This is a genomic window from Bordetella muralis (assembly GCF_054781015.1).
The window spans coordinates 224,149-247,467 of record NZ_BAAGVF010000009.1; the positions used below are offsets into that span (position 1 = coordinate 224,149).

At 59.1% G+C, this 23,319-nt stretch carries 23 protein-coding genes and 1 other RNA gene; 10 read left to right on the forward strand and 14 right to left on the reverse strand.

What is annotated here, in order from left to right; genetic code table 11:
* Nucleotide 1: 1 nt before the first annotated feature.
* Nucleotides 2-424, reverse strand: a complete 423-nt coding sequence (ybgC, locus tag ACYVIT_RS24530; RefSeq protein WP_415808857.1) for a tol-pal system-associated acyl-CoA thioesterase — start codon at nucleotides 422-424, stop codon at nucleotides 2-4.
* Between the two features lie 49 nt (nucleotides 425-473).
* Complete coding sequence (locus ACYVIT_RS24535; protein ID WP_415808856.1) at nucleotides 474-2,204, reverse strand: proline--tRNA ligase; 1,731 nt, start codon at nucleotides 2,202-2,204, stop codon at nucleotides 474-476.
* 64 nt (nucleotides 2,205-2,268) lie between these two features.
* Between ACYVIT_RS24535 and ACYVIT_RS24540 the strand changes: the two genes are divergently transcribed.
* The 3 genes from ACYVIT_RS24540 to ACYVIT_RS24550 are packed head-to-tail and all read left to right on the forward strand — an operon-like array spanning nucleotide 2,269 to nucleotide 5,117.
* Nucleotides 2,269-2,844, forward strand: coding sequence for an RNA pyrophosphohydrolase (locus ACYVIT_RS24540; RefSeq protein ID WP_415808855.1), 576 nt, complete (start codon nucleotides 2,269-2,271; stop codon nucleotides 2,842-2,844).
* The gene (locus tag ACYVIT_RS24545) at nucleotides 2,825-3,511 is read left to right on the forward strand and encodes a response regulator (RefSeq protein ID WP_094819870.1); all 687 of its coding nucleotides are present in this window, start codon (nucleotides 2,825-2,827) and stop codon (nucleotides 3,509-3,511) included. Before ACYVIT_RS24540 ends, ACYVIT_RS24545 begins: the two co-directional genes overlap by 20 nt.
* A 19-nt stretch (nucleotides 3,512-3,530) precedes the next feature.
* On the forward strand, nucleotides 3,531-5,117 hold the full coding sequence (locus ACYVIT_RS24550; RefSeq protein WP_415808863.1) for a sensor histidine kinase: 1,587 nt from the start codon (nucleotides 3,531-3,533) through the stop codon (nucleotides 5,115-5,117).
* On the opposite strand, the gene ACYVIT_RS24555 is transcribed toward ACYVIT_RS24550, so the two are convergent.
* From ACYVIT_RS24555 to ACYVIT_RS24605, 11 genes are all read right to left on the reverse strand, one after another.
* A complete protein-coding gene (locus tag ACYVIT_RS24555; RefSeq protein ID WP_415808854.1) occupies nucleotides 5,114-6,046 on the reverse strand; it encodes a LysR family transcriptional regulator in 933 nt (310 codons plus the stop codon). The genes ACYVIT_RS24550 and ACYVIT_RS24555 overlap by 4 nt on opposite strands.
* A 27-nt stretch (nucleotides 6,047-6,073) precedes the next feature.
* Nucleotides 6,074-6,979, reverse strand: coding sequence for an NAD(P)-dependent oxidoreductase (locus ACYVIT_RS24560; RefSeq protein ID WP_415808853.1), 906 nt, complete (start codon nucleotides 6,977-6,979; stop codon nucleotides 6,074-6,076).
* A 158-nt stretch (nucleotides 6,980-7,137) separates the two neighbouring features.
* Complete coding sequence (denD, locus tag ACYVIT_RS24565) at nucleotides 7,138-8,115, reverse strand: D-erythronate dehydrogenase (protein WP_415808852.1); 978 nt, start codon at nucleotides 8,113-8,115, stop codon at nucleotides 7,138-7,140.
* Nucleotides 8,112-8,912, reverse strand: a complete 801-nt coding sequence (otnI, locus tag ACYVIT_RS24570) for a 2-oxo-tetronate isomerase (protein ID WP_415808851.1) — start codon at nucleotides 8,910-8,912, stop codon at nucleotides 8,112-8,114. The genes denD and otnI overlap by 4 nt, the downstream gene beginning before the upstream one ends.
* Before the next feature lie 64 nt (nucleotides 8,913-8,976).
* The gene (locus tag ACYVIT_RS24575; RefSeq protein WP_415808850.1) at nucleotides 8,977-10,296 is read right to left on the reverse strand and encodes an MFS transporter; all 1,320 of its coding nucleotides are present in this window, start codon (nucleotides 10,294-10,296) and stop codon (nucleotides 8,977-8,979) included.
* A 78-nt stretch (nucleotides 10,297-10,374) separates the two neighbouring features.
* Nucleotides 10,375-11,037 carry a 3-oxo-tetronate 4-phosphate decarboxylase gene (otnC, locus tag ACYVIT_RS24580; protein WP_415808849.1) on the reverse strand — a complete coding sequence of 221 codons (663 nt, stop codon included), beginning with the start codon at nucleotides 11,035-11,037 and terminating at the stop codon, nucleotides 10,375-10,377.
* Nucleotides 11,037-12,323: a 3-oxo-tetronate kinase gene (gene otnK / locus ACYVIT_RS24585; RefSeq protein WP_415808848.1), complete on the reverse strand. Its 1,287-nt coding sequence runs from the start codon at nucleotides 12,321-12,323 to the stop codon at nucleotides 11,037-11,039. Before otnK ends, otnC begins: the two co-directional genes overlap by 1 nt.
* A 75-nt stretch (nucleotides 12,324-12,398) precedes the next feature.
* Nucleotides 12,399-13,349, reverse strand: a complete 951-nt coding sequence (ltnD, locus tag ACYVIT_RS24590) for an L-threonate dehydrogenase (RefSeq protein ID WP_415808847.1) — start codon at nucleotides 13,347-13,349, stop codon at nucleotides 12,399-12,401.
* Between the two features lie 80 nt (nucleotides 13,350-13,429).
* Nucleotides 13,430-14,302 (reverse strand): FadR/GntR family transcriptional regulator, encoded by an 873-nt coding sequence (locus ACYVIT_RS24595; protein WP_415808846.1) that lies wholly within the window; start codon nucleotides 14,300-14,302, stop codon nucleotides 13,430-13,432.
* Nucleotides 14,303-14,648: 346 nt separating this feature from the next.
* Nucleotides 14,649-16,154 (reverse strand): tripartite tricarboxylate transporter permease, encoded by a 1,506-nt coding sequence (locus tag ACYVIT_RS24600; protein WP_415808845.1) that lies wholly within the window; start codon nucleotides 16,152-16,154, stop codon nucleotides 14,649-14,651.
* Nucleotides 16,155-16,167: 13 nt separating this feature from the next.
* Nucleotides 16,168-16,632, reverse strand: coding sequence for a tripartite tricarboxylate transporter TctB family protein (locus ACYVIT_RS24605; protein ID WP_415808844.1), 465 nt, complete (start codon nucleotides 16,630-16,632; stop codon nucleotides 16,168-16,170).
* Nucleotides 16,633-17,066: 434 nt separating this feature from the next.
* On the opposite strand from ACYVIT_RS24605, the gene ACYVIT_RS24610 reads away from it, so the two are divergent.
* From ACYVIT_RS24610 to ACYVIT_RS24625, 4 genes are all read left to right on the forward strand, one after another.
* Nucleotides 17,067-17,528, forward strand: coding sequence for a hypothetical protein (locus tag ACYVIT_RS24610; RefSeq protein WP_415808843.1), 462 nt, complete (start codon nucleotides 17,067-17,069; stop codon nucleotides 17,526-17,528).
* Entirely contained in the window at nucleotides 17,528-17,830 is a 303-nt protein-coding gene (locus ACYVIT_RS24615; RefSeq protein WP_415808842.1) for a cell division protein ZapA, read from the forward strand. Before ACYVIT_RS24610 ends, ACYVIT_RS24615 begins: the two co-directional genes overlap by 1 nt.
* 59 nt (nucleotides 17,831-17,889) lie before the next feature.
* Nucleotides 17,890-18,075: non-coding RNA, 6S RNA (ssrS, locus tag ACYVIT_RS24620), on the forward strand.
* A 78-nt stretch (nucleotides 18,076-18,153) separates the two neighbouring features.
* The gene (locus tag ACYVIT_RS24625) at nucleotides 18,154-18,924 is read left to right on the forward strand and encodes an SIMPL domain-containing protein (protein ID WP_415808862.1); all 771 of its coding nucleotides are present in this window, start codon (nucleotides 18,154-18,156) and stop codon (nucleotides 18,922-18,924) included.
* On the opposite strand, the gene lgt is transcribed toward ACYVIT_RS24625, so the two are convergent.
* Nucleotides 18,899-19,687, reverse strand: a complete 789-nt coding sequence (lgt, locus tag ACYVIT_RS24630) for a prolipoprotein diacylglyceryl transferase (protein WP_415808841.1) — start codon at nucleotides 19,685-19,687, stop codon at nucleotides 18,899-18,901. The genes ACYVIT_RS24625 and lgt overlap by 26 nt on opposite strands.
* A gap of 258 nt (nucleotides 19,688-19,945) precedes the next feature.
* Between lgt and ilvD the strand changes: the two genes are divergently transcribed.
* From ilvD to msrA, 3 genes are all read left to right on the forward strand, one after another.
* The gene (ilvD, locus tag ACYVIT_RS24635) at nucleotides 19,946-21,631 is read left to right on the forward strand and encodes a dihydroxy-acid dehydratase (protein WP_415808840.1); all 1,686 of its coding nucleotides are present in this window, start codon (nucleotides 19,946-19,948) and stop codon (nucleotides 21,629-21,631) included.
* A gap of 163 nt (nucleotides 21,632-21,794) precedes the next feature.
* Nucleotides 21,795-22,160, forward strand: a complete 366-nt coding sequence (locus ACYVIT_RS24640) for a c-type cytochrome (protein ID WP_415808839.1) — start codon at nucleotides 21,795-21,797, stop codon at nucleotides 22,158-22,160.
* Nucleotides 22,161-22,331: 171 nt separating this feature from the next.
* Entirely contained in the window at nucleotides 22,332-22,895 is a 564-nt protein-coding gene (msrA, locus tag ACYVIT_RS24645; RefSeq protein ID WP_415808838.1) for a peptide-methionine (S)-S-oxide reductase MsrA, read from the forward strand.
* Nucleotides 22,896-23,319: the final 424 nt, after the last annotated feature.

Below are 23,319 nucleotides of genomic sequence, written 5' to 3' on the forward strand. Positions count from 1 at the left end.
GTTATTCCTGAAGGGATTCCAATTTGGCGCGTACGACAGCAGGGAGTGCCGCCGGACGCAAATGCACTGCATCAACACAACAGATTTGGATATTGCCATGCGCGAGCAGTTCCCCGTCGCGTTCCGCGCGTTGGTCGAAATGTATCGACGCGCGGCCTACCCGGGTCACCCGGCTGCGTATGGTAATCAAATCGTCCAATCGTGCCGGTTTGCGGTATGACATGTCCAGTGAATGGACGACAAACATCCGTGATTCGTCTGCGACCAATGCCGACTGCTGAACGCCCAGGTCGCGCAGCCATTCGGTGCGCGCGCGTTCCAGGAATTTCAGATAGTTGGCGTAGAACACGACGCCACCCGCATCCGTGTCTTCGTAATAGACACGGATATTAAAGGTGGCTTCGGTGGACGTCGATTCAATCACAGTGAGAGAGCAGCCTTATCAGCACGCCTAGCTTGGTGGGCTGGGCAGTCTACAGCGTTTCCAGCTTGTCCAGCACCTGATTCAGGGCCGACTCGACAGGAATTTTTACAGTGTCGCTTTCGCAACGGGCCTGCAATTCCACCACACCGTCGTTCAGGCCGCGTTCTCCAACTGTTACGCGCAAGGGCACCCCTATCAGCTCCCATTCAGCGAACATAACCCCTGGCCTGGCGTCACGATCATCCAAAATGACGTCTACGCCACGGGCGCGCAGTTCGTCATAGAGTTTTACGGCCTCGTTACGAACAGTTTCATTTTTGCCCCAGCCTACCGGGCAAATCACGACTTCGAAGGGGGCGATGGCCTTGGGCCAGATGATGCCGCGGGCATCGTGATTCTGTTCAATGGCTGCGCCCGCGATCCGGGTGATCCCGATGCCGTAGCAGCCCATTTGCAAGGTGGCAGGCTTGCCGGTCTCGTCCAGGAAGGTCGCCTTGAGCGCTTCGGAGTATTTCGTACCCAGGAAAAAGACGTGTCCTACCTCAATGCCGCGCTGGATCGCCAGGTGGCCCACGCCATCCGGGGACGGATCGCCGGCCATCACGTTGCGCAGATCAGCGACGATTTCGGGTTCCGGCAGGTCCCGGCCCCAGTTGGCGCCGGTGTAGTGATAATCCTCGCGATTGGCGCCGCAGACAAAGTCGGCCATGTTGGCGACGGTGCGGTCCGCTACGACGCGTACCGGTAAGGCCGTGCCGATCGGGCCCAGATAGCCCGGTTTGCAGCCAAAATGCTCGACGATTTCGGATTCGGTGGCAAAGCGGAAGTCTGCCAGGCCGGGGACTTTGCCGGCCTTGATTTCGTTGAGTTCGTGGTCGCCGCGCAGCATCAGCAGCCAGATCTGAACCTTGCCCGGCTCGGGTTCGGTCGCCAGCACCAGCGATTTGAGCGTGCGCTCCAGGGGCAGGCCCAGCAATTTGGCGACGTCCTCGCACTTGGCGGCTCCGGGAGTAGGAGTGGCCTCCAGCTTCTCGGCCGGTGCGGCCCGCTCGGCCAACAGGCAGGGGGCCTCGGCCAATTCGATATTGGCGGCATACTGGGAGTCGGGGTTGTACACCAGCAGGTCTTCACCTGTGTCGGCAATGACCTGGAACTCGTGGCTGCGCGTGCCGCCAATCGAGCCCGTATCTGCCGCGACGGCGCGGAATTCCAGTCCCAGACGGCTGAAAATGCGCATGTACGCGTCATACATCTTGTCGTAGCTTTGCTGGGCGCTGGACTCGTCGCGATCGAACGAATACGCGTCCTTCATGGTGAATTCCCGGCCACGCATCAGCCCGAAACGGGGACGGCGCTCGTCTCGGAACTTGGTCTGGATGTGATAGAAATTCAGAGGCAGTTGCCGATAGCTGTGGATTTCATTGCGGGCGATATCGGTGATGACTTCTTCCGAGGTCGGCTGCAAGACGAAATCGCGCTGATGGCGGTCCTTGATGCGCAGCAGTTCCGGGCCGTATTGCACCCAGCGGCCGGATTCCTGCCAGAGCTCGGCGGGCTGCACCACGGGCATCAGCAGCTCGATCCCGCCGGCCGCGTTCATTTCGTCGCGGACGATGGCTTCGATTTTGCGGATGACCTTCAAGCCCAGGGGCATATAGGTATAGATACCGCCCGCCAATTTGCGGATCATGCCGGCCCGGGTCATCAGTTGATGGCTGACGACTTCGGCTTCAGAGGGTGCTTCTTTCAGCGTGTTGAGATGGTAGGTAGATGCGCGCATAGTTAAAGGTGGCCACGGATACGTATAATCGACTGTAATTGTATTGAATTCGGTGGGGGTGGCCATGCTTGATCGTGAAGGCTACCGTCCCAATGTCGGCATTATTCTCGTCAACAGTAAAAACGAGGTCTTTTGGGGCAAGCGAATCCGGGAACATGCATGGCAGTTTCCGCAGGGCGGCATCAAATATGGCGAAAGCCCGGTGCAGGCCATGTATCGCGAGCTCCACGAAGAAGTAGGCTTGAAGCCTGAACATGTCCGTATTTTGGGGCGCACACGCGATTGGTTGCGTTATAACGTGCCGGACCATTTCGTCCGGCGAGAGTGGCGAGGGCACTATAAGGGTCAAAAGCAGATCTGGTTTTTGTTGCGCCTGGTAGGGCGCGACTGCGATGTGTGCCTGCGCGCGACGCAGCATCCGGAGTTCGATGCTTGGCGGTGGAGCCAGTATTGGGTGCCTTTGGATGCGGTCATCGAGTTCAAACGCGAGGTATACACCCTGGCGCTGAACGAGCTTTCGAGCATTCTGTTCCGGCGTCAGCACGAAACCCGCTATCTGCGCCAACGGGTTCATGGCCCGACGCGGGTCGCCGATAGTCTTTCTGCCGACCCAGACGGCCATGCGCATATTGCTGGTTGAAGACGAGCTCGAAATGGCCTCTTGGCTGGTGCGAGCGTTGGCGCAAAGCGGGTTTACCCCCGATCATGCGCCGGACGCCCGCAGCGCCGAGGCCATGATGAGCGCTCACGAATACGACGCCATCGTCATGGACCTGCGCTTGCCCGACAAGCACGGGCTGGTGGTGTTGCGCGACATGCGTAATCGTGACGATCGCACTCCCGTACTGTTACTGACGGCGCAGGGCGCTTTGCAAGACCGGGTGCGCGGGCTCAATCTCGGCGCCGACGATTTCCTGACCAAGCCATTCGCGCTCGAGGAACTCGAAGCGCGTGTGGCGGCCTTGGTGCGGCGCAGCCGGGGGCGCCAGCAGCCGCGCCTGCAATGCGGGTCGTTGTCTTATGACGGCGAAAGCCGCGCCTTTACCCTGGACGGTGTATTGCTCCTGCTTACGCCGCGCGAGCACGCGGCCTTGGTGGCGTTGCTGACGCGCAGCGGCTATCCCGTGGACAAGGCCCAATTGTTTGGCAAGGTATTCACCCAGGACAGCGAGTCCAGCCTGGATGCCATCGAAGTCGTATTGCATCGGTTGCGCAAAAAACTGGCGGGCAGCGACGTGCGCATCGTGACGGTACGTGGCTTGGGATACATGCTGGAAAGCAGCGTCAGTGAAACTGCCGAGCTCTGACCGTTTTCGCTTGCCGCTGATCGGCATTCGCACGTTGTTGATCACCCTGTTGCTGCCAGGGGTGATCCTGTTGCTGGTCATCGACAGCTGGAACGACTATCGGACCCTGTCTGCGATCACCAATGAGGCTTACGACAGCGCGCTGCTAGAACCTGCGCGGGTGCTGGAAAGCAGTATTGAATTTACCGACGCTGGACAACTGGTGGTGACCACGCCGGTGTATGCGCAGGTGATCCTCGAGTCCAAGGCCGGGCTGCGGAAATACTTTCGCATCGAGGAAATCGTCCCCCCGCTTCCGGAAGGAGCCAACGTCGTGCCCCCTTCGGGGCGAACGTTGGCCGGTATGCCAGAATTGCCCCGCCCTCCTGCTTGGCCCTCTACTCGCGGAGAGCCAATGTTTTTCAACAGTATCTATCGTGATGATCCGGTTCGCGTGGTAGCCGTGCTGCGCGATTTGTATTACCGGGGCCAGCATCGTCAGGTGCTGGTGCTGGTGGCCGAAAGCATCGGCCGACGATTGCAAGCCGAGGAGGCCGCCCGGCGCCAGGAGTTGTTGCGCGATGCGCGTATGTTGGCGCTGGTGGCCATTCTGGTGTGGTGGGGGGTGGCCTGGTCATTACGGCCGTTGACCCGGTTACGCAACGACATCCGTGCCCGTTCGCCAGAAGATATGACGCCGTTGGACGCGTCGCGGGTTCCCAGCGAGGTGATCCCTCTGGTCGAGGCGGTGAATTATCACATCGAACGGTACAGGCGGGTATTGGATGAGCAGGCCCAGTTCCTGGCCGATGCTTCGCACCAGTTGCGTACGCCAATGGCAATCATCCTGACACAGGCGCAGTATGCGTTGCGAGAGCCTGATCCCAAACGCGCCCAGGAAGGCTTGCGCGCGATTGTGGATCAATTGGGACGGACGCGGCGTCTGACCGAGCAGCTATTGTCGTTGGCGCATGCCAGTCAGGGCGATTCGACACCGCGTCAGTTATTGGATCTGAACGACGTGGCGCGAGATGTCGTTTTGCAATATCTGCCGCTATCACATGAGAAAGGGCAGGATCTGGGCTGGGTGGCAGCCGAGGCCACTGAGGCATCGATTCGCAACGCCCAGGCATTGCGTGCAGCGGGAATCATGGACGCGCCGGACGTCGTCGCAAGGGAGGACGCGCCGCGAGACAGCGACGAGAGCGCCTTGGTAATGCCCGTTTTGCCTGTATTCGGCAGCGAGGCCGAGCTGCATGAGGCGTTGTCGAATCTCCTGCACAACGCCATCCATTATGCTCCGGCGGGTGCGCGGATCACCGTATCGACAGCCTTGGTCGGTGATCGGGCGGAGGTCTCGGTATCTGACAACGGTCCGGGCATTGATGTGGCATCACGCCATCGTGCATTTGCCCGTTTTGATCGACTGAGTTCCGGACGCGCTTCGGTTTCGTCGGGGTCTGGTTTGGGATTGTCCATTGCCCGAGCCTACGCGCGCCGCAACGCGGGCGACATCACGCTGCGCGATGGCGAGCCCAATACTCGGGGCGGAGTCGGGTTGGCGGCTGTGCTGTGGCTGCCGTTGGCGACGGCCAAGCACACCGCGCCGGGAACCGCCAAGGACTAGGCGCTCAGCTCTTCGGTATTTATCGTCCGCGCATATACCCCGGGCAGCCGTTCCGAAATAAAGTTCAGCAGGGCTCGTACTGCCGGCGACATGCCTCGGCGCGACGGATAGATGCAGTGCACGATGCCCGTAGGCGTGCGCCATTCGGGTAATACTTGTACCAATTGGCCTTGTCGCAATGCGTCATAGGTCGCCACGCTGGGGAGCAGGGCGATCCCACGGCCTCGGATGGCTGCTTCAGTCAGCACAATGAAGTCGTTGCAGCACAGCCGGGGCTGCACGGACACCTCGACTTCGTCGTCCGCAGCGTTGCGCAGCCGCCAGCGCACCTCAGTCTTGGGATCATCAAAGCTCAGGGTCGCATGGGCGGATAAATCCTGCGGTGTTTCCGGCGTGCCATAGCGCTGCAAATACGCCGGGCTCGCGACCATGGTGCTGCTGTCTTCACCTAGATGTTTGACGACTAATTCAGCGTCGGTATCCAGACGCGTACGCACGCGTAACGCGAGATCGACGCCCTCTCGAATCAGATCGACGCGGCGATTGGTGGCCAGCACCTGTACGGACACCGACGGCCAGGTATCCAGAAACTCCGGCAGCAGCTGCGCCAACATTTGCTGTGCAATGGAGATGGGGCAACTGATGATGACGGGTCCGCAGGGTTGCGATTGCAGTTGACGCATAGCCTCTTCTGCAGCCCGGGCTGACGCCGTCATTTCGCGGCAATAATGCAGATAGCGTTCGCCTGCCAATGTCAGCCGCAGCCGGCGGGTCGTCCGTTGCAACAGGCGTACACCCAATGCTTCTTCCAAATGGGCGATGCGCCGCGACAGGCGCGATTTCGGGATATCCAGGGCGCGCGCCGCGGCGCTGAAACCGCCGTGTTCCACCACCTGAGAAAAAAAGTACAGGTCGTTCAAGTCTTGCATGACGGCAGTTTCAGAGTTGAGCGATCGTTAATCTCGCAGACGCGTGATCAGGCTGGATGTATCCCAGCGGCCGCCTCCGGCGCGCTGTACATCGCCGTAGAATTGATCCACCAGTGCCGTCAACGGCAAGCGGGCGCCGTTGTTGCGGGCTTCGGCCAGCACCAATCCGAGATCCTTGCGCATCCAATCCACGGCAAAGCCGAAATCGAATTTGTCGTCTACCATCGTGCCGCCACGGTTTTCCATCTGCCAGCTTTGCGCCGCGCCTTTGCTGATGACATCCAGCACGAGTTTCATGTCCAGATTCGCTGCCTGGCCGAACGCAATGGCTTCCGACAACCCCTGGACGATCCCGGCGATGCAGACCTGGTTCACCATTTTGGCCAGTTGACCGGCGCCGGGCGCGCCGACGAGTGTGACAGCACGGCCGTAGGCTTGTGCGACGGGTTTGATGACGTCGAAGGCAGCTTGATCGCCGCCGCACATAATGGTCAACGCACCGTTGACGGCTCCGGCCTGGCCGCCGGACACCGGACCATCCACAAACTGCAGGCCCAGTTCGCGAGCTTGCCCGTACAGTTCGCGAGCGACATCTGCCGATGCCGTGGTGTGATCAACGAAAGTCGCACCCGTCGCCATGCCGGCAAAGGCGCCATCGTCACCCAGCACCACGCTGCGCAGGTCGTCGTCGTTGCCCACGCAGGCGAAAACGATTTGTGCGCCAGCGACGGCTTCGCGCGGGGTGGGCGCGCTGTTGCCGCCGAACTCCTGTGCCCAGGCTTTGGCCTTGGCTTCGGTGCGGTTGTATACCGTCACTTGATGGCCGGCTTTTGCCAGGTGGCCAGCCATGGGAAAGCCCATGACGCCCAAACCAAGAAATGCGACTTTCTGGGGTACGACTTTGTCGTAGTCCCTGGAACCGATGGATGCCATACCAGATCTCCGGGTTGTTCGTGTCAAAACCTAAAACCTGAACGTTACCGCAATCCGTGCGCGACTCGGTACCTGAGGACGAAAAAAAGCCCTCAGACGGTAGATCAACTGAGGGCTTTCCCGTGTATGACCGCCGAAACGGCGGCACATTGCGTCGTTTACTTGGGCATATCGTCTTCTTGATAGGCCCGGATCACGTCGGCATAGTTGCTGTCGGCCTGAAAACCCAGCGACTTGGCACGCGTGGCGGCGAATTCGCCGGGCCAGGATTCGACGATCTTTTTGACGGCCTCGTTGGGCTCCCACTTCACCAGGTCTGCGACCTGGTCGCCAGCGACTTCGCGCAAGGCATCCACCATGGCTTTCACGCTAACCGACAGGCCGGGCAGGCTGATGGTACGGGGGAAACCGACCGCATCGCCATCCAGTTCATGACCATGGATGAGGTTGTCGATCGCATAGCGCGGCGACATCAGCCACATCTTGGTTTCGGGCGAGACGGGAGCGACAGCGCTTTCGCCGTTCAAGGGTTCGCGCACGATGCCGCTCGCAAAGCTCGAGGCAGCGGCGTTGGGTTTGCCCGGGCGCACGCTGATCGTCGGCATACGCAGGGTGCGGCCGTCGATAAAGCCTTTGCGGCTGTAATCAGACACCATCAATTCGCCAGAGACCTTTTGCGCACCGTACGAGCTCATCGGCGTGGGCGCGGTGTCGTCCTGCACGATCGCAGGCAGCTTGCCACCGAACACGGCGACCGAACTGGTGAACACGAAACGAGGCTTGTGGCCCAGCTTGCGGCACAACTCCAGCAGCTCGCGCGTGGCATCCAGATTGATGCGCATGCCCAGATCGAAATCGGCCTCTGCAGCGCCGCTGACCACGGCCGCCAGGTGGAACACCGAGGTCACACTGGTGTCGATGACCTGACGCAGCAGGGCTGCATCCGCGATGTCACCCGTTACGACCTTGATGCGAGGGTCATCCAGGTCGGTGGGGGCCACCATATCCAGCAGGATGATCTGCTCGATTTTTTCGGGCTGGCCGCTGGCGCCTTTCAGTTCGCCGCGTTCCAGCAATTTCTTGGCCAGGCGTTTGCCCAGGAAACCGGCGCCGCCGGTAATCAGTACTTTACTCATTTGTTGGTTTCCGAGTTGGCACGGTACGTACGCAGCCAGGCCAGGCCGTCGCTCGTTGCCGCACGGGGTTTGTATTCGCATCCCACCCAGCCCTGGTAACCCAATTGGTCCAGGGTCTGGAAAATAAAGGGGTAATTCAGTTCTTCGCCATCGGGCTCGTTGCGGCTGGGCACGCTGGCAATCTGGATGTGCCCGATTTGATCAAACATCGCGCGCAGTTTCATGACCACATCGCCTTCCATGATCTGGGCGTGATAGCAGTCGAACTGCACTTTCACGTTGTCGGCGCCGGTGGCGCGTACGACGTCCAGCGCATCCTCTTGATAGCTCAGCAGATAGCCGGGCATATCGCGCTGGTTGATGGGTTCGAGCACGATAGTCAGGCCTGCGGCCTTGGCTTGCTCTGCGGCCCAGGCCACATTGCGGGTGTACAGGTCCAGGCGTTCTGCGCGGTTCGCGTCCGCCGGCATCAGGCCTGCCATGATGTGGACGCGCTGATTGCCCAGCACACCGGCGTATTCGATCGCGCGCGAGATCGCGCCCTTGAATTCCTGCTCGCGTCCCGGCAGCGATGCAATGCCGCGTTCACCGCCCGCCCAGTCGCCCGGAGGTGCATTGAACAACGCCTGTTCGATGCCGTTGTCGACCAGACGCTGCTTGATCTCGGCCGCGGGAAAGTCGTAGGGGAATAGATATTCCACGCCTTCAAAACCGTCTTTCGCAGCCGCTGCGATGCGATCCAGGAAGGGCAGGTCTTGGTATAGGAAGCTGAGATTGGCGGCAAATTTCAATGGCATTATGGTAGCTCCGGGAAGTGCATACAAACTGGGCGCAGCCGATAGCGGCGCGCCCAGATGGTGTTTAGCGGTTCACCTCGTTCTTGTTGGTCAAGAACACGGCGACAGCGCCGAGCAGCAGCATGGCAGTCAACATATACATGCCGGCTGCCGAGCTCTTCGTGGCGTCATTCAACAGGCCAATAGCGTAGGGGCTGACAAAGCCGGCCAGGTTGCCCACCGAGTTGATGACTGCAATCCCTGCGACCGCACCGGTGCCGGACAGGAATGCAGTAGGCAGCGACCAGAACAAGGGCGAGCACGTCAGCGCGCCGCCCGCTGCAATGGACAGGGCCAGCATTGCCAGCACCGTGTTGTCGGCATAAGCGGCAGAGACTGCAAATCCGATCGCTCCAAAGGTCGCCGGAATGATCAGGTGCCAACGACGCTCACGCATGCGGTCGGCGTTGCGGCCGATCAGTATCATCGAGATCGCGGCCACAACAAAGGGAATGGCACTGATCAGGCCGATATTGAACGCGCCTTGTACCCCCGTGGATTTCACCAGCGACGGCATCCAGAATGTCAGGCCGTATTGACCCATCACAAAGCAGAAATAGATCAGGCACATCCACCACACTCGCAGATCGGCGAATACCGCTTTGGTGGTGCCGGGGCTGGTCTTGTGCTTCGATTTGGCCTCTGCCTCGATGTCGCGGGCGACGACCGCCTTTTCTTCGTCGGTCAGCCATTTGGCCGAACGCACGTCGTTATCCAGATAGAGCAGCGTCACGATACCCAGGACCAAGGCGGGCAGGGCTTCGATGACGAACATCCACTGCCAGCCGCCATGGCCCATATAGCCATTGAAATTCTGCATCAGGTAGCCGGACAATGGCCCGCCGAAAATCCCTGACAATGGAATGGCCGCCATGAACACTGCGATCATTTTGGCGCGGCGATGTCCAGGGAACCAGTACGTCAGATACAGGATCACGCCGGGATAAAAGCCTGCCTCAGCTGCGCCCAATAGAAAGCGCAATACATAGAACTGCGTGGGCGTAGACACAAAAAAGAAGCAGCCCGACAAAATGCCCCACGTGATCATGATGCGCGCGATCCAGATACGTGCGCCGACACGATTCATCAGCAGGTTGGACGGCACTTCGAAAAAGAAGTACCCGATAAAGAACAAGCCCGCACCCAATCCGAACACGGTTTCCGAGAAACCCAGATCGATGGACATTTGCAGCTTGGCAAAACCGACGTTCACGCGATCCAGATAGGCGATGACATAGCAGATCATCAAGAAAGGCATGATGCGCCATGCTATCTTGGAATAGACGCGGTTGGACTCCGAATTAGACACCGCGCCAACGGTGTCCGTCACTGTTTGAGCAGTCACTGTGCTCCTCCTGCTGTTTATAAAAAGGGGTGACGAGCCGCGCTATGGCGCGGCCCGTGTGGTAACCGGCCTCAGGCGCTACCAGCGCGCCTTGAATGTCTGGCGCAATTCATCGATCGCGTCCTCGGACAGTGCCGTGCCTTGCCGTTGCATCATGAGCCACAGCTTGGCGGTTTCTTCGAGTTCTTCCAGAGCAAACGCCGCGTTGGACACCGAGTCGTGCCAGACGACGGGGCCCAGGCGTTCGAGCAGCACGCCACGCACGCTGCTGGCCAGGCCCGCGATCTGTTCCGCCACTTTTGGATCGCCGGGACGGTGATACGGAATCAGCGGAACATGGCCCACTTTCATGACGTAATACGGCGTAATGGGCGGCACCACGTCTTCGGGTTTCCATACGCCAGCCAGCGTCAAGGCCACCAGATTGGTGGAGTGTGTATGAACGACTGCATTGGCTTGTGCATTGTTAGCGTAGACGTTGCGGTGCAATGCCAATGTCTTGGATGCGCGAGCACCAGAAATTTGTACGCCATCAGGGCCGACTTTGCTCAATTGAGCAGGATCCAGCATGCCCAGGCAGGCATCGGTGGGTGTGATCAACCAGCCGTCGGGCAGGCGCGCGCTGATGTTTCCAGACGAGCCCACGGTGTAGCCACGATTGAACAGCGCCGCACCGATGCGGCAGATTTCCTCACGCAGTGTGCTTTCCGCGTTGGCCGCGGCGTCGATAACGTTGGCCATTACAGGGATCCTCCCACCGCTTTCAGGGCTTTCTCAAAAAAATCCACCGTGCCGAAATTGCCCGACTTCAAGGCCAGCGCCAATTGCGCGCCGCCGTTGCCGTCGATGGCCACGGTCGCGGGCACGCCGGGGTCGATCTGAGGGCCGATACGCAGAGCGCGTACGTCCAGGGCCTGTACCACGGCGCCCGAGGTCTCGCCACCGGCGACCACAAAGTGGGTCACCCCTTGATCGCCTAATTTGCTTGCAACGGTCGCCAAGGCTTGCTCGACCAATTCTCCCGCGCGCTGCGTGCCCAGCTCGGCCTGCACGGCGCGGACTTCGTCCGGCGTAGCCGTCGCATAGATCAGCACGGTTTTGGGGGCATGTTCCTGCGCAAACGCCAATGCTTGTCCCACGACGTCGTCGCCCTTGGCCAGCGCCAGCGGATCGATGCGGAACGCCGGGTGAGAGGCCTTCCAGTGCGCGACCTGGCCATTGGTGGCTTTGGACGCACTGCCTGCCAGGACAACGCTTCGACCTTCGATGCCGGGCAGATCGGCCGCGGATCCTGTGGCGTTCAGCGCGCCGGTACGCACGAAATTGCCTGGCAACCCGAGAGCAACACCCGAACCGCCGGTAATCAGCGTCAGGTCGCTGCATCCCGCACCCAGTGTGTACAGGTCATCATTCGAAATCGCATCGGCAATCGCCATGCGTATGCCGGCTTCGCGCAACGCCGCAATCTTCGCTTTGATGGCATCTGCACCTTTCTTGACGGTATTCGCGTCAATCAGGCCCACTTTAGACGGCGTCTGACGTTGCAGCACACGGACCAGGTTCGCGTCGCGCATCGGCGTCAACGGGTGGTTTTCCATGCCCGACTCATTAAGCAATGTGTCGTTCACAAACAAGTGGCCGTGGTACACCGTGCGGCCGTTCTCGGGGAACGCGGGGCATGCGATCGTAAAGTCCGCGCCCAGTGCTTGCAGCAATGCGTCCGCAACGGGCCCGATATTGCCTTGGTCGGTCGAGTCGAATGTCGAGCAGTATTTGAAGAAAAACTGCGTGCAACCCTGATCTTGCAGCCACTTCAAAGCGGCCAGCGATTGTTCGACAGCCTCTTGCGGCGCGATAGTGCGCGATTTCAACGCGACGACGATGGCGTCCACATCCTGCACCGGCGCAGCAGGCACGCCGATGGTTTGAATCGTGCGCATACCTTCGCGCACCAGCATGTTGGCCAAATCAGTAGCGCCGGTAAAATCGTCGGCGATGCAGCCCAGCAAAGGCTTACCAGATGTCATGACGGAGATCCTGGGATAGCAGAGAAAAAAAGTTGAACAGGCGGTATGCCTGCATCGTTGATGCAGGCACGGCGTTTAATGCGTGTCGGGGTCGCGCTTAGACGGGATTTCAATACCCGGGAAAATCTTGATGACCGCAGAGTCGTCCTCACCGCCATGCCCCGCCGTGGAGGCCTGCATGAACATCTGGTGCGCTGTGGCCGACAGCGGCAGCGGGAATTTGCTGGCGCGGGCCGTATCCAGGACCAGACCCAGATCCTTCACGAAAATATCGACGGCCGACAACGGCGTGTAATCGCCGTTCAGAATGTGCGGCACGCGGTTCTCGAACATCCACGAGTTCCCTGCGCTGTGGGTGATGACCTCGTACAACGCATCAGGATCCACGCCTTCGCGCAGGCCCAAGGCCATGGCCTCGGCCGACGCGGCGATATGGACGCCTGCCAGCAATTGATTGATGATTTTGACCTTGGAGCCTTGGCCGTGCTGGTCGCCCAGCCGATACACCTTGCCGGCCATGGCTGCCAGCACATGTTCGCAGGCCGCATAGGCGGCTGCCGGGCCAGAGGTCATCATCGTCATGGTTCCCTCTGCGGCCCGTGCGGCTCCGCCGGACACCGGGGCGTCCAGCATGTGCAGGCCCATGTCTTGCAGACGCTGGCCCAGACGAATGGCAAATTCGGGAGCCACCGTGGCGCATGCGATCACGACCGAGCCGGGCTTCATTGCATGCGCCAGGCCTTGTGTGCCGTCAGCGCCAAACAGCACGCTCTCGGTTTGAGCGGCGTTGACCACCAGCAGGACAACGGCATCGCAGTGTTGGCCCATCTCAGCCAGGCTCTGGCAGGCGACCCCGCCTTCGGCAGCGAAACCGTCCAACACCTGCTGCCGTACGTCATTGGCATAGACGTGCAAGCCTGCGCGCAGCAACGAGCGGGCCACGCCCAGGCCCATCGCGCCCAATCCAACTATGCCTACGTTCTTCGTCATTTTTGATTCGTTCCTTCGATTACGTTGGGATGCCATGACGTCTCGAAAGCGGTTGCGCGGACGTCAGCGAGCGTCTGGCATCGGAGCTGCATGTGCCAGGCGCGGGTGGCAGAATGTCAGGTGTCGTTCCCCGGGGTATTGACTGGACTCGTCTTGCGCTTGTGCGAGCGCGGAGTGTCCGCATTGGCCTGTTTGCTGGCGCCTTTCAGCCGCGTCGCCGTACGGGGAGAGCCGGCAGAGAGCTTGCGGTCTTTCGGGACCGGTTGCCCTGTCAGGTTGGTTGCTGCCTGCGCACTTTGTTTGAGGCGTCGCCCAGCGTTGTACAGATGGGTTTGCGCCATGTGACGTGCAGAGACTGGATCGCCAGCGCGTATCGCATCGACCAGCGCCTGGTGTTCTTCGTGGACCTGACGCGCAAAATCGGCGTTTTGTGCCTCGTTGTTGCGCGTAATGTGTACGGCCGCTTCCAGATACTGATTCAGGAATCGCAACGTGTTCAACAGAAACGGATTCCCTGCGGCTTGGGCGATGGTCCGGTGAAACGCCACATCGGCCAACACGCCGTCGTTGCCTTTGGCCACCTCGTGCGAGATCGCAGCCAGTGCATTTTCGATTTTTTCCAGTTGGCGCGCTGTGCGTTTTATCGCCGCCTGCTCGGCTGCTTCCGCCTCCAATGCGCGTCGTACGTCCAACAACTGCAACACGGCACTCAAAGAGCCTACATCGCCGGGATCGATGCGCAGCGGCATGACCAGGCCATGCGGGCTGACATACACGCCGCTGCCCTGGCGCGACTCGACGACCCCCTGGCTTTTCAATTGCGCCATGGCTTCGCGCACGACGGCGCGGCTGATGCCAAATTGCTCTGCCAGCACCGCCTCGGACGGCAATTTTGCACCGGCGGGCAGGTTGCCATTGCTGATTTGCTCCAGCAGCGCCTGTGCGACACCGTCGCTCAGCCCCGCACGAGAATTGACTTTCTGGAACATGTCTCTGGGTTGTATTTCTAGTCGATGTACTCTGAAAACCACCCTGGTTATCAGACAACTTTGCGGAAGTTTAACCGACGAAATCAAACTGTCAAATACCGGAGGGGAACACTTTTTGCACGGCGAATATCCCCCGCGCTTCCTTGACGGACTATCTCAAAAAGATACGATTATTCCGCGTGGTCCGGCATAGCAAAGACCCATGCTGCGTTTTTTGCCTTGGGCGGTCCGGCAACAAAAAAGCCAGGCACTTCACAGTGCCTGGCTTTAGGGGACGCTATTCAGGTAGCGCCGCTTATCGCCTATCTATCCATAGAGGCAGGGCGGCGCGGATACCTTCAAAGACTTAATCTTCTTCGACGAACGTCTCTTCACGTTTCTTGCGGATCGATGGCAACGCCACGATTACCACCAGGAACGCCGCAACAGCCAGCAGCGATGCCGACAGCGGACGATCCACGAACGTCATGAAATCACCGCGTGACAGCAGCAGGGCGCGACGGAAGTTTTCTTCCATCATGGGGCCCAGCACCAGGCCCAGCAGCAACGGGGCGCCTTCGCACTTCAGTTTCGACCAGACATAGCCGATCACGCCAAAGATCGCCGTGGTGAAGATGTCGAACGTGTTGTAGTTCAACGAATACACCCCGATCGTGCAGAACACCAGAATCGCCGGGAACAGAATGCGATAGGGCACTTTCAGCAGCTTGACCCAGAGGCCGATCAGCGGCAGGTTCAGCACCACCAGCATCAGGTTACCGATCCACATCGAGGCGATCAGACCCCAGAACAATTCCGGGTGGCTGCTCATCACCTGGGGACCAGGCTGAATGTTGTGGATGGTCATCGCACCGACCATCAGCGCCATCACCGCGTTACCCGGGATACCCAGGGTCAGCAACGGGATGAACGACGTCTGCGCTGCGGCGTTGTTGGCCGACTCGGGGCCGCCCAGACCTGCAGGGTGGCCTTTACCAAAGCGCTCGGGGTTCTTCGAGATCTTCTTTTCCAGGGTGTACGAGGCAAACGAAGACAGCACCGCGCCGCCGCCGGGCAGAATACCCAGCATCGAGCCCAGAATCGTGCCACGCACCGCGGCTGGAGCGGCTTCCTTGAACTCTTGCTTGTTCGGATACAGTGAGCCGATCTTGTCGGTAATGTCGACGCGATTCTCTTTCTGTTCCAGGTTGGTCATGATTTCGGCAAAACCGAACACACCCATGGCCACGATGGCAAAGTCGATACCGTCTTGCAGTTCGGGAATACCGAAGTCAAAGCGGGCGACCCCCGAGTTGACGTCCGTACCCACCATGCCCAGCAGCAGGCCCAGGATGATCATCGCGATTGCTTTGGGCAACGAGCCCGAGGCCAGCACCACCGCGCCCACCAGACCGAGGGTCATCAGCGAGAAATACTCGGCAGGGCCGAATTTAAAGGCGACTTCGGCCAGCGGGGGCGCAAAAGCGGCCAGCAACAGCGTTGCGACGCAGCCGGCAAAGAACGAGCCCATGGCGGCAATTGCCAGTGCAGCGCCGGCCCGTCCGTTACGCGCCATCTGGTGACCATCGAGCACCGTCACCACCGCGGACGTCTCTCCGGGGAGCGCCACCAGAATAGCCGTGGTCGACCCACCATACTGCGCACCGTAATAGATACCGGCCAACATGATGAGACCAGCCACCGGCGGCAGCACGTAGGTGATCGGCAGCAGCATCGCGATCGTGGGAACCGGGCCAATCCCAGGCAACACCCCGATCAGGGTGCCCAGAATACAACCCAGCAAAGCGTACAGCAGGTTCTCGGGCGTGAACGCCACCGAGAATCCCAGCATCAAGTGATCAAATAATTCCATGGCCGAAGACTCCTTAGTTCATGCCTAGAAACGACGGCCACAGCGGGAAAATCAGCCCCAGCCCTTTGATGAATGCCAGATACGAGAACACCACCAGGAAAATCCCGTTGCCGATGGCGACTTTCAGGTTGAACTCGTGGCTGGCCAGGCTGCTGACGATGACCAGAATAAAGACCGAGATATAGACACCCAGCAGTTTCAGGACCAGGGCGTACAACACGACGGATCCGATCACCAGAAAGGTGATGCGCCAGTCGAATTTCTCGATATGCGTTTCCGTTGCTTTCTTGCTCAGCGAGCCGAGCAGCACGATGGCGCCCAGCAATGCCAGGACCAGCCCCAGCGCGAAAGGAAAGTACCCCGGCCCCATCCGGGCGGCAGTCCCCATTTGATAGCTCGTCGATTGCCAAGCGGCTGCCAATCCGATGGCGATGAACATCACCCCGGACCAGAAATCCTGCCGATTGCGTAGCTGCATGGTCTACTCCTATTTACAGCATGTGAGTTAAAGCCAAGTCGTTCGATGAACGATGCTCTGAAAAATGAACACCTCGTCGTGCTGCTCGTTGTTATGAAATCGAGGTGCGTCTTTTGAGCAGGGCGCATGGTAGCGAAGGGGCCTGGGCCTGCAAACCCAAGCTGTTCCAGATGCAGATGGGGTTTTCCCTAAAACTGGCGTCCAAGTTGTAACCTTGGGCCACTACCGGTCCCAAATGAAAGCAAAATGAAAGTAAATAGAAAGACAGGCGAAAGCCTGTGATCGATCAAGGCTTGATCAACGCAAGTCCTGTGTCAGAATTCTTTGGTACAGGCAGTTTGCATGGTCAACTGCAAGTCCTACAGAATATTGCTGGTTTTCTCACGTTGCGTACGGCCTCCCAGCCAGTGCGCGGATGGTTTACGATAGCGCCCATGCTGCAAGATCTAGATCAACTCGCCGCCCGTATCGGGCAATTAGTGCAACGCACCCGGCAACTTCAGGCCGAGCGTGATGCGTTGCGTATCAGCCTGGGCCAAAGCGAAGCCGCTCAGCGCGCATTAGAGCAACGCTGCAATGAGCGTCAGGCCGAAATTTTGGTGCTGCAGACCAAATTGCAGGAGCACGACGGGGCGGTGGAAGACCTCTTGTCCGAGGCGCGCCAGTCAGAGATAGATTTGCGTGCGCAGCTTGCCCGCCAAATATCCGAGCAGCAAACGCTCGAATCTCGTGCCCAGACGCGTGAGGCGGAATTGCTCGGCAGCCTCAGTGCCAAAGACACGGATCTGCAACGCCTGCGTGTCGCGACGGACGCCGCACGCGAACGGATCGATAGCGTGTTGGCGCGCCTGCCTGGCGCTGCCGCCGAAGACCAATCCTCCGGAGCGCAGCCCTGATGGAACGTATTGATGTCACGATATTGGGGCGCGATTATTCTCTCGCGTGCTCCACCGAAGAAAAACCCACGCTGTTGGCCGCCGTGCGCCACGTTGATCAGCTCATGCTGCGCATCCAGGGTTCTGGCAAAGTCTCCAGCAACGAACGCATTGCCGTCATGGCGGCTTTGCAGGTTGCTAGCGAGTTGTTATCCATGAAAGCGCCTGACGGTCCACTCGGAGGTTTGGCGGTAGGCGAGTTCAAGGGTAGAATCGAACACATGAATTCTCTGCTTGACGAGGCATTGTCCAAACAGGGATAGCAGTACGGACCTCGGTCCCCGGCGTGTCGGTATCACGCATGATTTGATGTTTTTTCAGTTTGTCCCTGCAGTGCTCGTGACTTGGCCATACATTCTCTGAACCTATGTCTTACGGCATATTGGTTGCGTGAATGGTGAGTGGGAGTGATTGTCTACCCGTAGACGAACCCGAAGCTCAACGGATCGCGACCACCTTGAACCTCACGGTTCGAGATGCCGGCCTAGACGGCACAGGCGGGGCATCTATTCCGGCGGGCCTGGATTTTCTCTCAGGCCCGCACCGGATGTCTCTCTTTCCCACTCTTTCATACAGGTCCTTCATGATGCACTCCTTTCGCGTGCCTTCATTGAATCGTCTTGCGACTGCCTGCTGCGCAGCATTCGTCCTGACGGCCGCGCCGTTGGCGCATTCTCAGCAACCGCCGGCACCACCTCGCGCGCCGGCGCCTGCTGTCCATCCCGACGAACGCGTGCCCGAATTGACCCTGCAGGCATCTGCCTCCGCCGATGTACAGCAGGACACCGTTCGCATCACGCTGGCCGCGGAGTTCGATGCCGACTCACAGACCAAGGCCACGACCCAATTGAGTACGGTGCTTGACGAGACCGTCAAACGTACCGAGGGCGCAAAGGGCATACAGGTCCATACCAGTGGCTACAACGTCTGGCCCAACACGGACGAAAAGGGCAAGATCCAGAACTGGCGCGCTCGCGGGGAAATCGTCCTCGAGTCCAAGGACTTTGCCGCTGCCTCGGCATTGGCCTCCAAGCTGTCCGACAAAGTCGCCATCTCGCAGATCAGTTTCTCGCTGTCACGCGAGGCGCGCGACGCCGCAGAAAAGAAACTGCTCGGTCAGGCGGCTGATGCCTTTTTGGCGCGAGCACAGGCCGCGGCCCAGGCTTTCGGCTATAGCAGCTATCGCGTGCAGCAACTCGAATTGAGCGGGGGCGGTTCACCGGTCCCGGTACCGAGACCAATGGGTGCGATGGCCAAAAGCAGCCTGAGCAGTGCAGCCGGCTATGCCGACGCGCCGCTCGAGGCTGGTCAGGTCACTGTGACGCTTTCCGTCAACGGGACTGTCGCTTTGCAGTAAAGAAAAACATCGCAATGCCAATGAGCACCATGGGCAGGGACAACCATTGTCCCATGCTCATGCCTCCGGCGAGCAAGCCCAGAAAATCATCTGGCTCACGCGTGAATTCCACCAAAAACCGGAACGCGCCATAGCCGATCAAAAATAGTCCGCTCACTTGACCGAGAGGGCGAGGCTTGCTGGAAAACCACCACAGCAGGGCGAATAGCACGATGCCTTCCAGCCCCAGTTCATAAAGCTGCGAAGGGTGGCGAGGCACATCTGTGCCCGATTGCGGAAACACCATCGCCCAGGGCACATCAGTGGGGCGGCCCCAGAGTTCGCCATTGATAAAGTTGCCCAGACGACCCGCACCCAGCCCCAGGGGAATCAGCGGTGCGATGAAATCACTGATCGTAAAGAACGACACCTTCTTTTTGCGCGCAATCAGCAGCATGACCAGGATCACGCCGATCAGCCCGCCGTGAAAAGACATCCCGCCTTCCCATAGGTAGAAAATTTCCAGGGGATGGGCCAGGTAATAGCCGGGCTTATAAAACAGCACATAGCCCAGACGGCCGCCCAGCACCACACCCAGCACACTATAAAAAATAATGTCTTCCAGGTCGCGCGTATTGAGCGCAGGCGTATGGCCGCGAGTCAGGCGTCGACGGCCCAACAGATAAACCAGTGCAAATCCGACGAGATACATCAGGCCATACCAATGAATGGCGACGGGGCCGATGCTCAGGGCAATAGGGTCAAACTCGGGATGGTGCAGCATAATCCGCCATGCAATAAAAGATTGGGTCGATAATAACCGGCACAGGTGTCGTTATGCCGCTCGGTATGCAATGACTCTCAAGGAAATGCCGAATCAGTCGGTTCAGAAAGTTTCCATGTCCAGAAAAATCGAGGGCCTGGATGCGCTTGAACTTGCTACATTCGACTTATTCGGCGCGATTCCTTGATTTTCTTGTTCCCCGCCCAGAGGCGAGCTGGGCGAGACCCTGTTCAGGAGCGCCCAATATGGAGACAGACCATGCCCAACAACGAACGTTCACGCCACGTTACCCACGGCGTTGCCCGTGCGCCCAATCGGGCCATGTATTACGCGCTGGGCTACCAAGAGTCCGATTTTGATAATCCCATGATTGGCGTGGCCAATGGCCACTCCACCATTACGCCCTGTAACAGCGGCTTGCAGCGCCTGGCTGATGCCGCCATCGATGCGATCCGTGAGTCGCGCGCCAATCCGCAAGTATTCGGCACGCCCACCATCTCCGATGGCATGTCCATGGGCACCGAGGGCATGAAATATTCCCTGGTCTCGCGCGAGGTGATTGCCGACTGTATTGAAACGGCGGTTCAAGGGCAGTGGATGGATGGCGTGGTCGTCATCGGGGGGTGCGATAAAAACATGCCCGGCGGCATGATCGCGCTGGCCCGTACCAACGTCCCGGGTATTTATGTCTATGGCGGCACCATCAAGCCCGGCCATTACCAAGGCAAAGACCTGACCATTGTCTCGGTGTTCGAGGCCGTGGGCGAGTTCACCATGGGACGCATGGGCCAGGAAGATTTCAAACAAATCGAAAAATGCGCGATTCCGGGATCGGGATCCTGTGGCGGGATGTACACCGCCAACACGATGAGTTCTGCCTTCGAGGCGCTCGGCATGAGCTTGCCGTATTCCAGCACGATGGCCAACGAAGACGACGAAAAAGTCGTTTCCGCAGCCGAATCGGCCCGGGTTCTGGTCGATGCCGTACGGCGTGGTGTGCGTCCGCGTGACATCATTACTCGCGAATCCATCGAAAACGCCGTGTCCGTCATCATGGCGACGGGTGGATCCACCAACGCGGTCCTGCATTTTCTGGCCATCGCGCATGCGGCCGAAGTCCCTTGGACGATCGATGACTTCGAGCGTATCAGGCGCCGTGTCCCCGTTATTTGTGATCTAAAACCATCCGGTCGTTACGTCGCCACCGATTTGCATCGTGCAGGCGGAATTCCGCAGGTAATGAAGCTGCTGCTGGACGCGGGTTTACTGCATGGGGATTGCATCACCATTACTGGCAAAACCATTGCAGAATCTTTGGCGGACGTTCCTGCAGTGCCCCGTTCAGATCAAGATGTGATTCGGCCGATAGACCGCGCTCTGTATCCGCAGGGGCATCTGGCCATTCTCAAGGGCAACTTGTCTCCCGAGGGGTGTGTCGCCAAAATCACTGGCCTGAAAAATCCCGTCATTACCGGGCCTGCCCGCGTTTTCGATTCCGAAGACGAGGCCATGACCGCCATCATGGACCGCCGCATCCAGCACGGCGACGTTGTTGTCATCCGCTACGAGGGTCCGAAAGGCGGCCCGGGAATGCGCGAAATGTTGGCGCCGACGTCGGCATTGGTTGGCCAGGGCTTGGGCGAGACCGTGGGTTTGATCACCGATGGCCGTTTCTCCGGCGGAACCTGGGGTATGGTTGTTGGGCATGTGGCCCCCGAGGCCTATGTCGGCGGGCCGATTGCGCTCATTCAGGAGGACGATTCAGTTACCATCGACGCTCATCAGTTGCTGCTGCAGCTCAACATTTCTGACGAAGAGTTGGCGGCGCGCCGAGACGCCTGGGTCCAGCCCAAACCACGCTACACCCGGGGCGTGCTGGCTAAATTCGGCAAATTGGCCAGCACGGCCAGCCGAGGAGCGGTGACAGACGCCTTTGAGTCCTGACGATTCGCTTCGACATTTGAGCTCAGGCCCAGTGACCACGCAGTTGTGCGAAAGGGGGCGGCAGTTAGGGGCGGGGCGGCCGCCGGAATCCAGGAAGGCGGGCAGGAGCCAGGATGTCGCCGTTTCGCGATTTTGATCGTTTTTCGAACTTGAGACAGTACGGATGTATGTAACGACAGGCAGGACGGCCGCCATTGTTTTCGGCCTATGGGCAATCATTCTGTCCCCCACTGGCGCGCAAGCGGCCGATCAATCTACAGGCGAGGCCTTGGCGCAAAGCAAAGCCTGTATGGCGTGTCACCAAGTCGACAGCAAACGGGTGGGGCCGCCATTGCGCAGTATCGGGGAACGATATGCCGCGGCGGGCGAGGGCGACGCCATGGTGCAGTACCTGGCAGGGAAAATCCGTTCCGGCGGACGAGGCGTCTGGGGGGCCGTACCGATGCCGGCACAACCGCAGGTCAGCGAAGAGGATGCTCGCACCTTGGCCGAATGGGTGCTGTCCCTGGCGCCGGCTAAATCCAACTAATTCCGGCCGACATGGCCGAATGACCCGATCTTTACACCTTTATATATGGCGGGCCGTCTCCATATCTGTCCCTCTATCTAATATATAGAGCGGTGGCCCATTCCTATCTGCTATCTAGATATAGTAGACAGCAGTGACAGAGAAACGCCTATTGAATAAGGAATCATGATCATGTCGGAATCCACATCTTCCCCGGCTACCGAGGTCGCCATCTTGGGCGGAGGCTGCTTCTGGTGCGTCGAGGCCGTTCTCGAGGATTTGCGAGGCGTCGTCAGCGTGCTGCCCGGCTATAGCGGCGGCCATGTCGATCATCCATCGTACGAGCAAGTCTGCGGCAAAGCCACCGGCCATGTCGAAGTCGCCCGTGTCGAGTTCGATCCCTCAGTGTTGTCCTATGCGGACCTGTTGCGGGTATTCTTCGCCACGCACGACCCGACCACTCCAGGACGCCAGGGCAATGACGTGGGGCCCCAGTACGAGTCCTCCATCTTTTGGCAAAACGAGGCCCAACGCCAGCAGGCTCAGGCCGTCATTGCCGAAGTCGATGCGCAGCATATTTATGATGCGCCCATTGTGACCCAACTGCGCGAGCCCGCCACATTCTGGCCGGCAGAGGACTATCACCGCAATTATTTTGCGCTGCACCCTGAGCAGGGCTATTGCCAATTCGTGATTGCGCCAAAGGTCGCGAAATTCCGTAAACAGTTCAGTGATCGACTGAAAAAACACAGCTAGTACTTATCTTTCCCAGGGGGGCGAGCGGCTTTTAAGCCTCTTGTCCCCAATTTTTTTGGATATTTTAGAAAAAAGTGCCGGTATTGCCGTAACGCCTTTGTAATGTGTGCTATAGTCTCGCTCCTTCGCTGCTTGAACACGAAATCAGACGAAACGCAGTTTCGGTTGAGACGGGATCAGGCGGTGGGGCCGAAGTGGTAACGCAGTAAATTCCCGCGACGATGATTATTTGAGATCTAGTTGCACCGAATTTAAAAAGTGTGTTAATATTTCGGGCTCGGCAGTTGGTGAGGTTAGGGTTAACCCTGATATCCCGAATGGCCGAGGCAGCGACTGGGGCGACCTGGTGGCTGTGAGATGATGAAGCGTTCAGATCGAAACGAAAACGAATCGATTTGACAGCGTGAAAAAAAGCCTTCATAAT

Excerpts from the sequence above, each read along its gene's own strand:
- ACYVIT_RS24535 (WP_415808856.1), bottom strand. The coding sequence starts at position 2,204 with ATGCGCGCATCTACCTACCATCTCAACACGCTGAAAGAAGCACCCTCT.
- ACYVIT_RS24540 (WP_415808855.1), top strand. The coding sequence starts at position 2,269 with ATGCTTGATCGTGAAGGCTACCGTCCCAATGTCGGCATTATTCTCGTC.
- ACYVIT_RS24545 (WP_094819870.1), top strand. The coding sequence starts at position 2,825 with ATGCGCATATTGCTGGTTGAAGACGAGCTCGAAATGGCCTCTTGGCTG.
- ACYVIT_RS24555 (WP_415808854.1), bottom strand. The coding sequence starts at position 6,046 with ATGCAAGACTTGAACGACCTGTACTTTTTTTCTCAGGTGGTGGAACAC.
- ACYVIT_RS24560 (WP_415808853.1), bottom strand. The coding sequence starts at position 6,979 with ATGGCATCCATCGGTTCCAGGGACTACGACAAAGTCGTACCCCAGAAA.
- denD (WP_415808852.1), bottom strand. The coding sequence starts at position 8,115 with ATGAGTAAAGTACTGATTACCGGCGGCGCCGGTTTCCTGGGCAAACGC.
- otnI (WP_415808851.1), bottom strand. The coding sequence starts at position 8,912 with ATGCCATTGAAATTTGCCGCCAATCTCAGCTTCCTATACCAAGACCTG.
- otnC (WP_415808849.1), bottom strand. The coding sequence starts at position 11,037 with ATGGCCAACGTTATCGACGCCGCGGCCAACGCGGAAAGCACACTGCGT.
- otnK (WP_415808848.1), bottom strand. The coding sequence starts at position 12,323 with ATGACATCTGGTAAGCCTTTGCTGGGCTGCATCGCCGACGATTTTACC.
- ltnD (WP_415808847.1), bottom strand. The coding sequence starts at position 13,349 with ATGGCATCCCAACGTAATCGAAGGAACGAATCAAAAATGACGAAGAAC.
- ACYVIT_RS24595 (WP_415808846.1), bottom strand. The coding sequence starts at position 14,302 with ATGTTCCAGAAAGTCAATTCTCGTGCGGGGCTGAGCGACGGTGTCGCA.
- ACYVIT_RS24600 (WP_415808845.1), bottom strand. The coding sequence starts at position 16,154 with ATGGAATTATTTGATCACTTGATGCTGGGATTCTCGGTGGCGTTCACG.
- ACYVIT_RS24605 (WP_415808844.1), bottom strand. The coding sequence starts at position 16,632 with ATGCAGCTACGCAATCGGCAGGATTTCTGGTCCGGGGTGATGTTCATC.
- ACYVIT_RS24610 (WP_415808843.1), top strand. The coding sequence starts at position 17,067 with ATGCTGCAAGATCTAGATCAACTCGCCGCCCGTATCGGGCAATTAGTG.
- ACYVIT_RS24615 (WP_415808842.1), top strand. The coding sequence starts at position 17,528 with ATGGAACGTATTGATGTCACGATATTGGGGCGCGATTATTCTCTCGCG.
- ACYVIT_RS24625 (WP_415808862.1), top strand. The coding sequence starts at position 18,154 with ATGCACTCCTTTCGCGTGCCTTCATTGAATCGTCTTGCGACTGCCTGC.
- lgt (WP_415808841.1), bottom strand. The coding sequence starts at position 19,687 with ATGCTGCACCATCCCGAGTTTGACCCTATTGCCCTGAGCATCGGCCCC.
- ilvD (WP_415808840.1), top strand. The coding sequence starts at position 19,946 with ATGCCCAACAACGAACGTTCACGCCACGTTACCCACGGCGTTGCCCGT.
- ACYVIT_RS24640 (WP_415808839.1), top strand. The coding sequence starts at position 21,795 with ATGTATGTAACGACAGGCAGGACGGCCGCCATTGTTTTCGGCCTATGG.
- msrA (WP_415808838.1), top strand. The coding sequence starts at position 22,332 with ATGTCGGAATCCACATCTTCCCCGGCTACCGAGGTCGCCATCTTGGGC.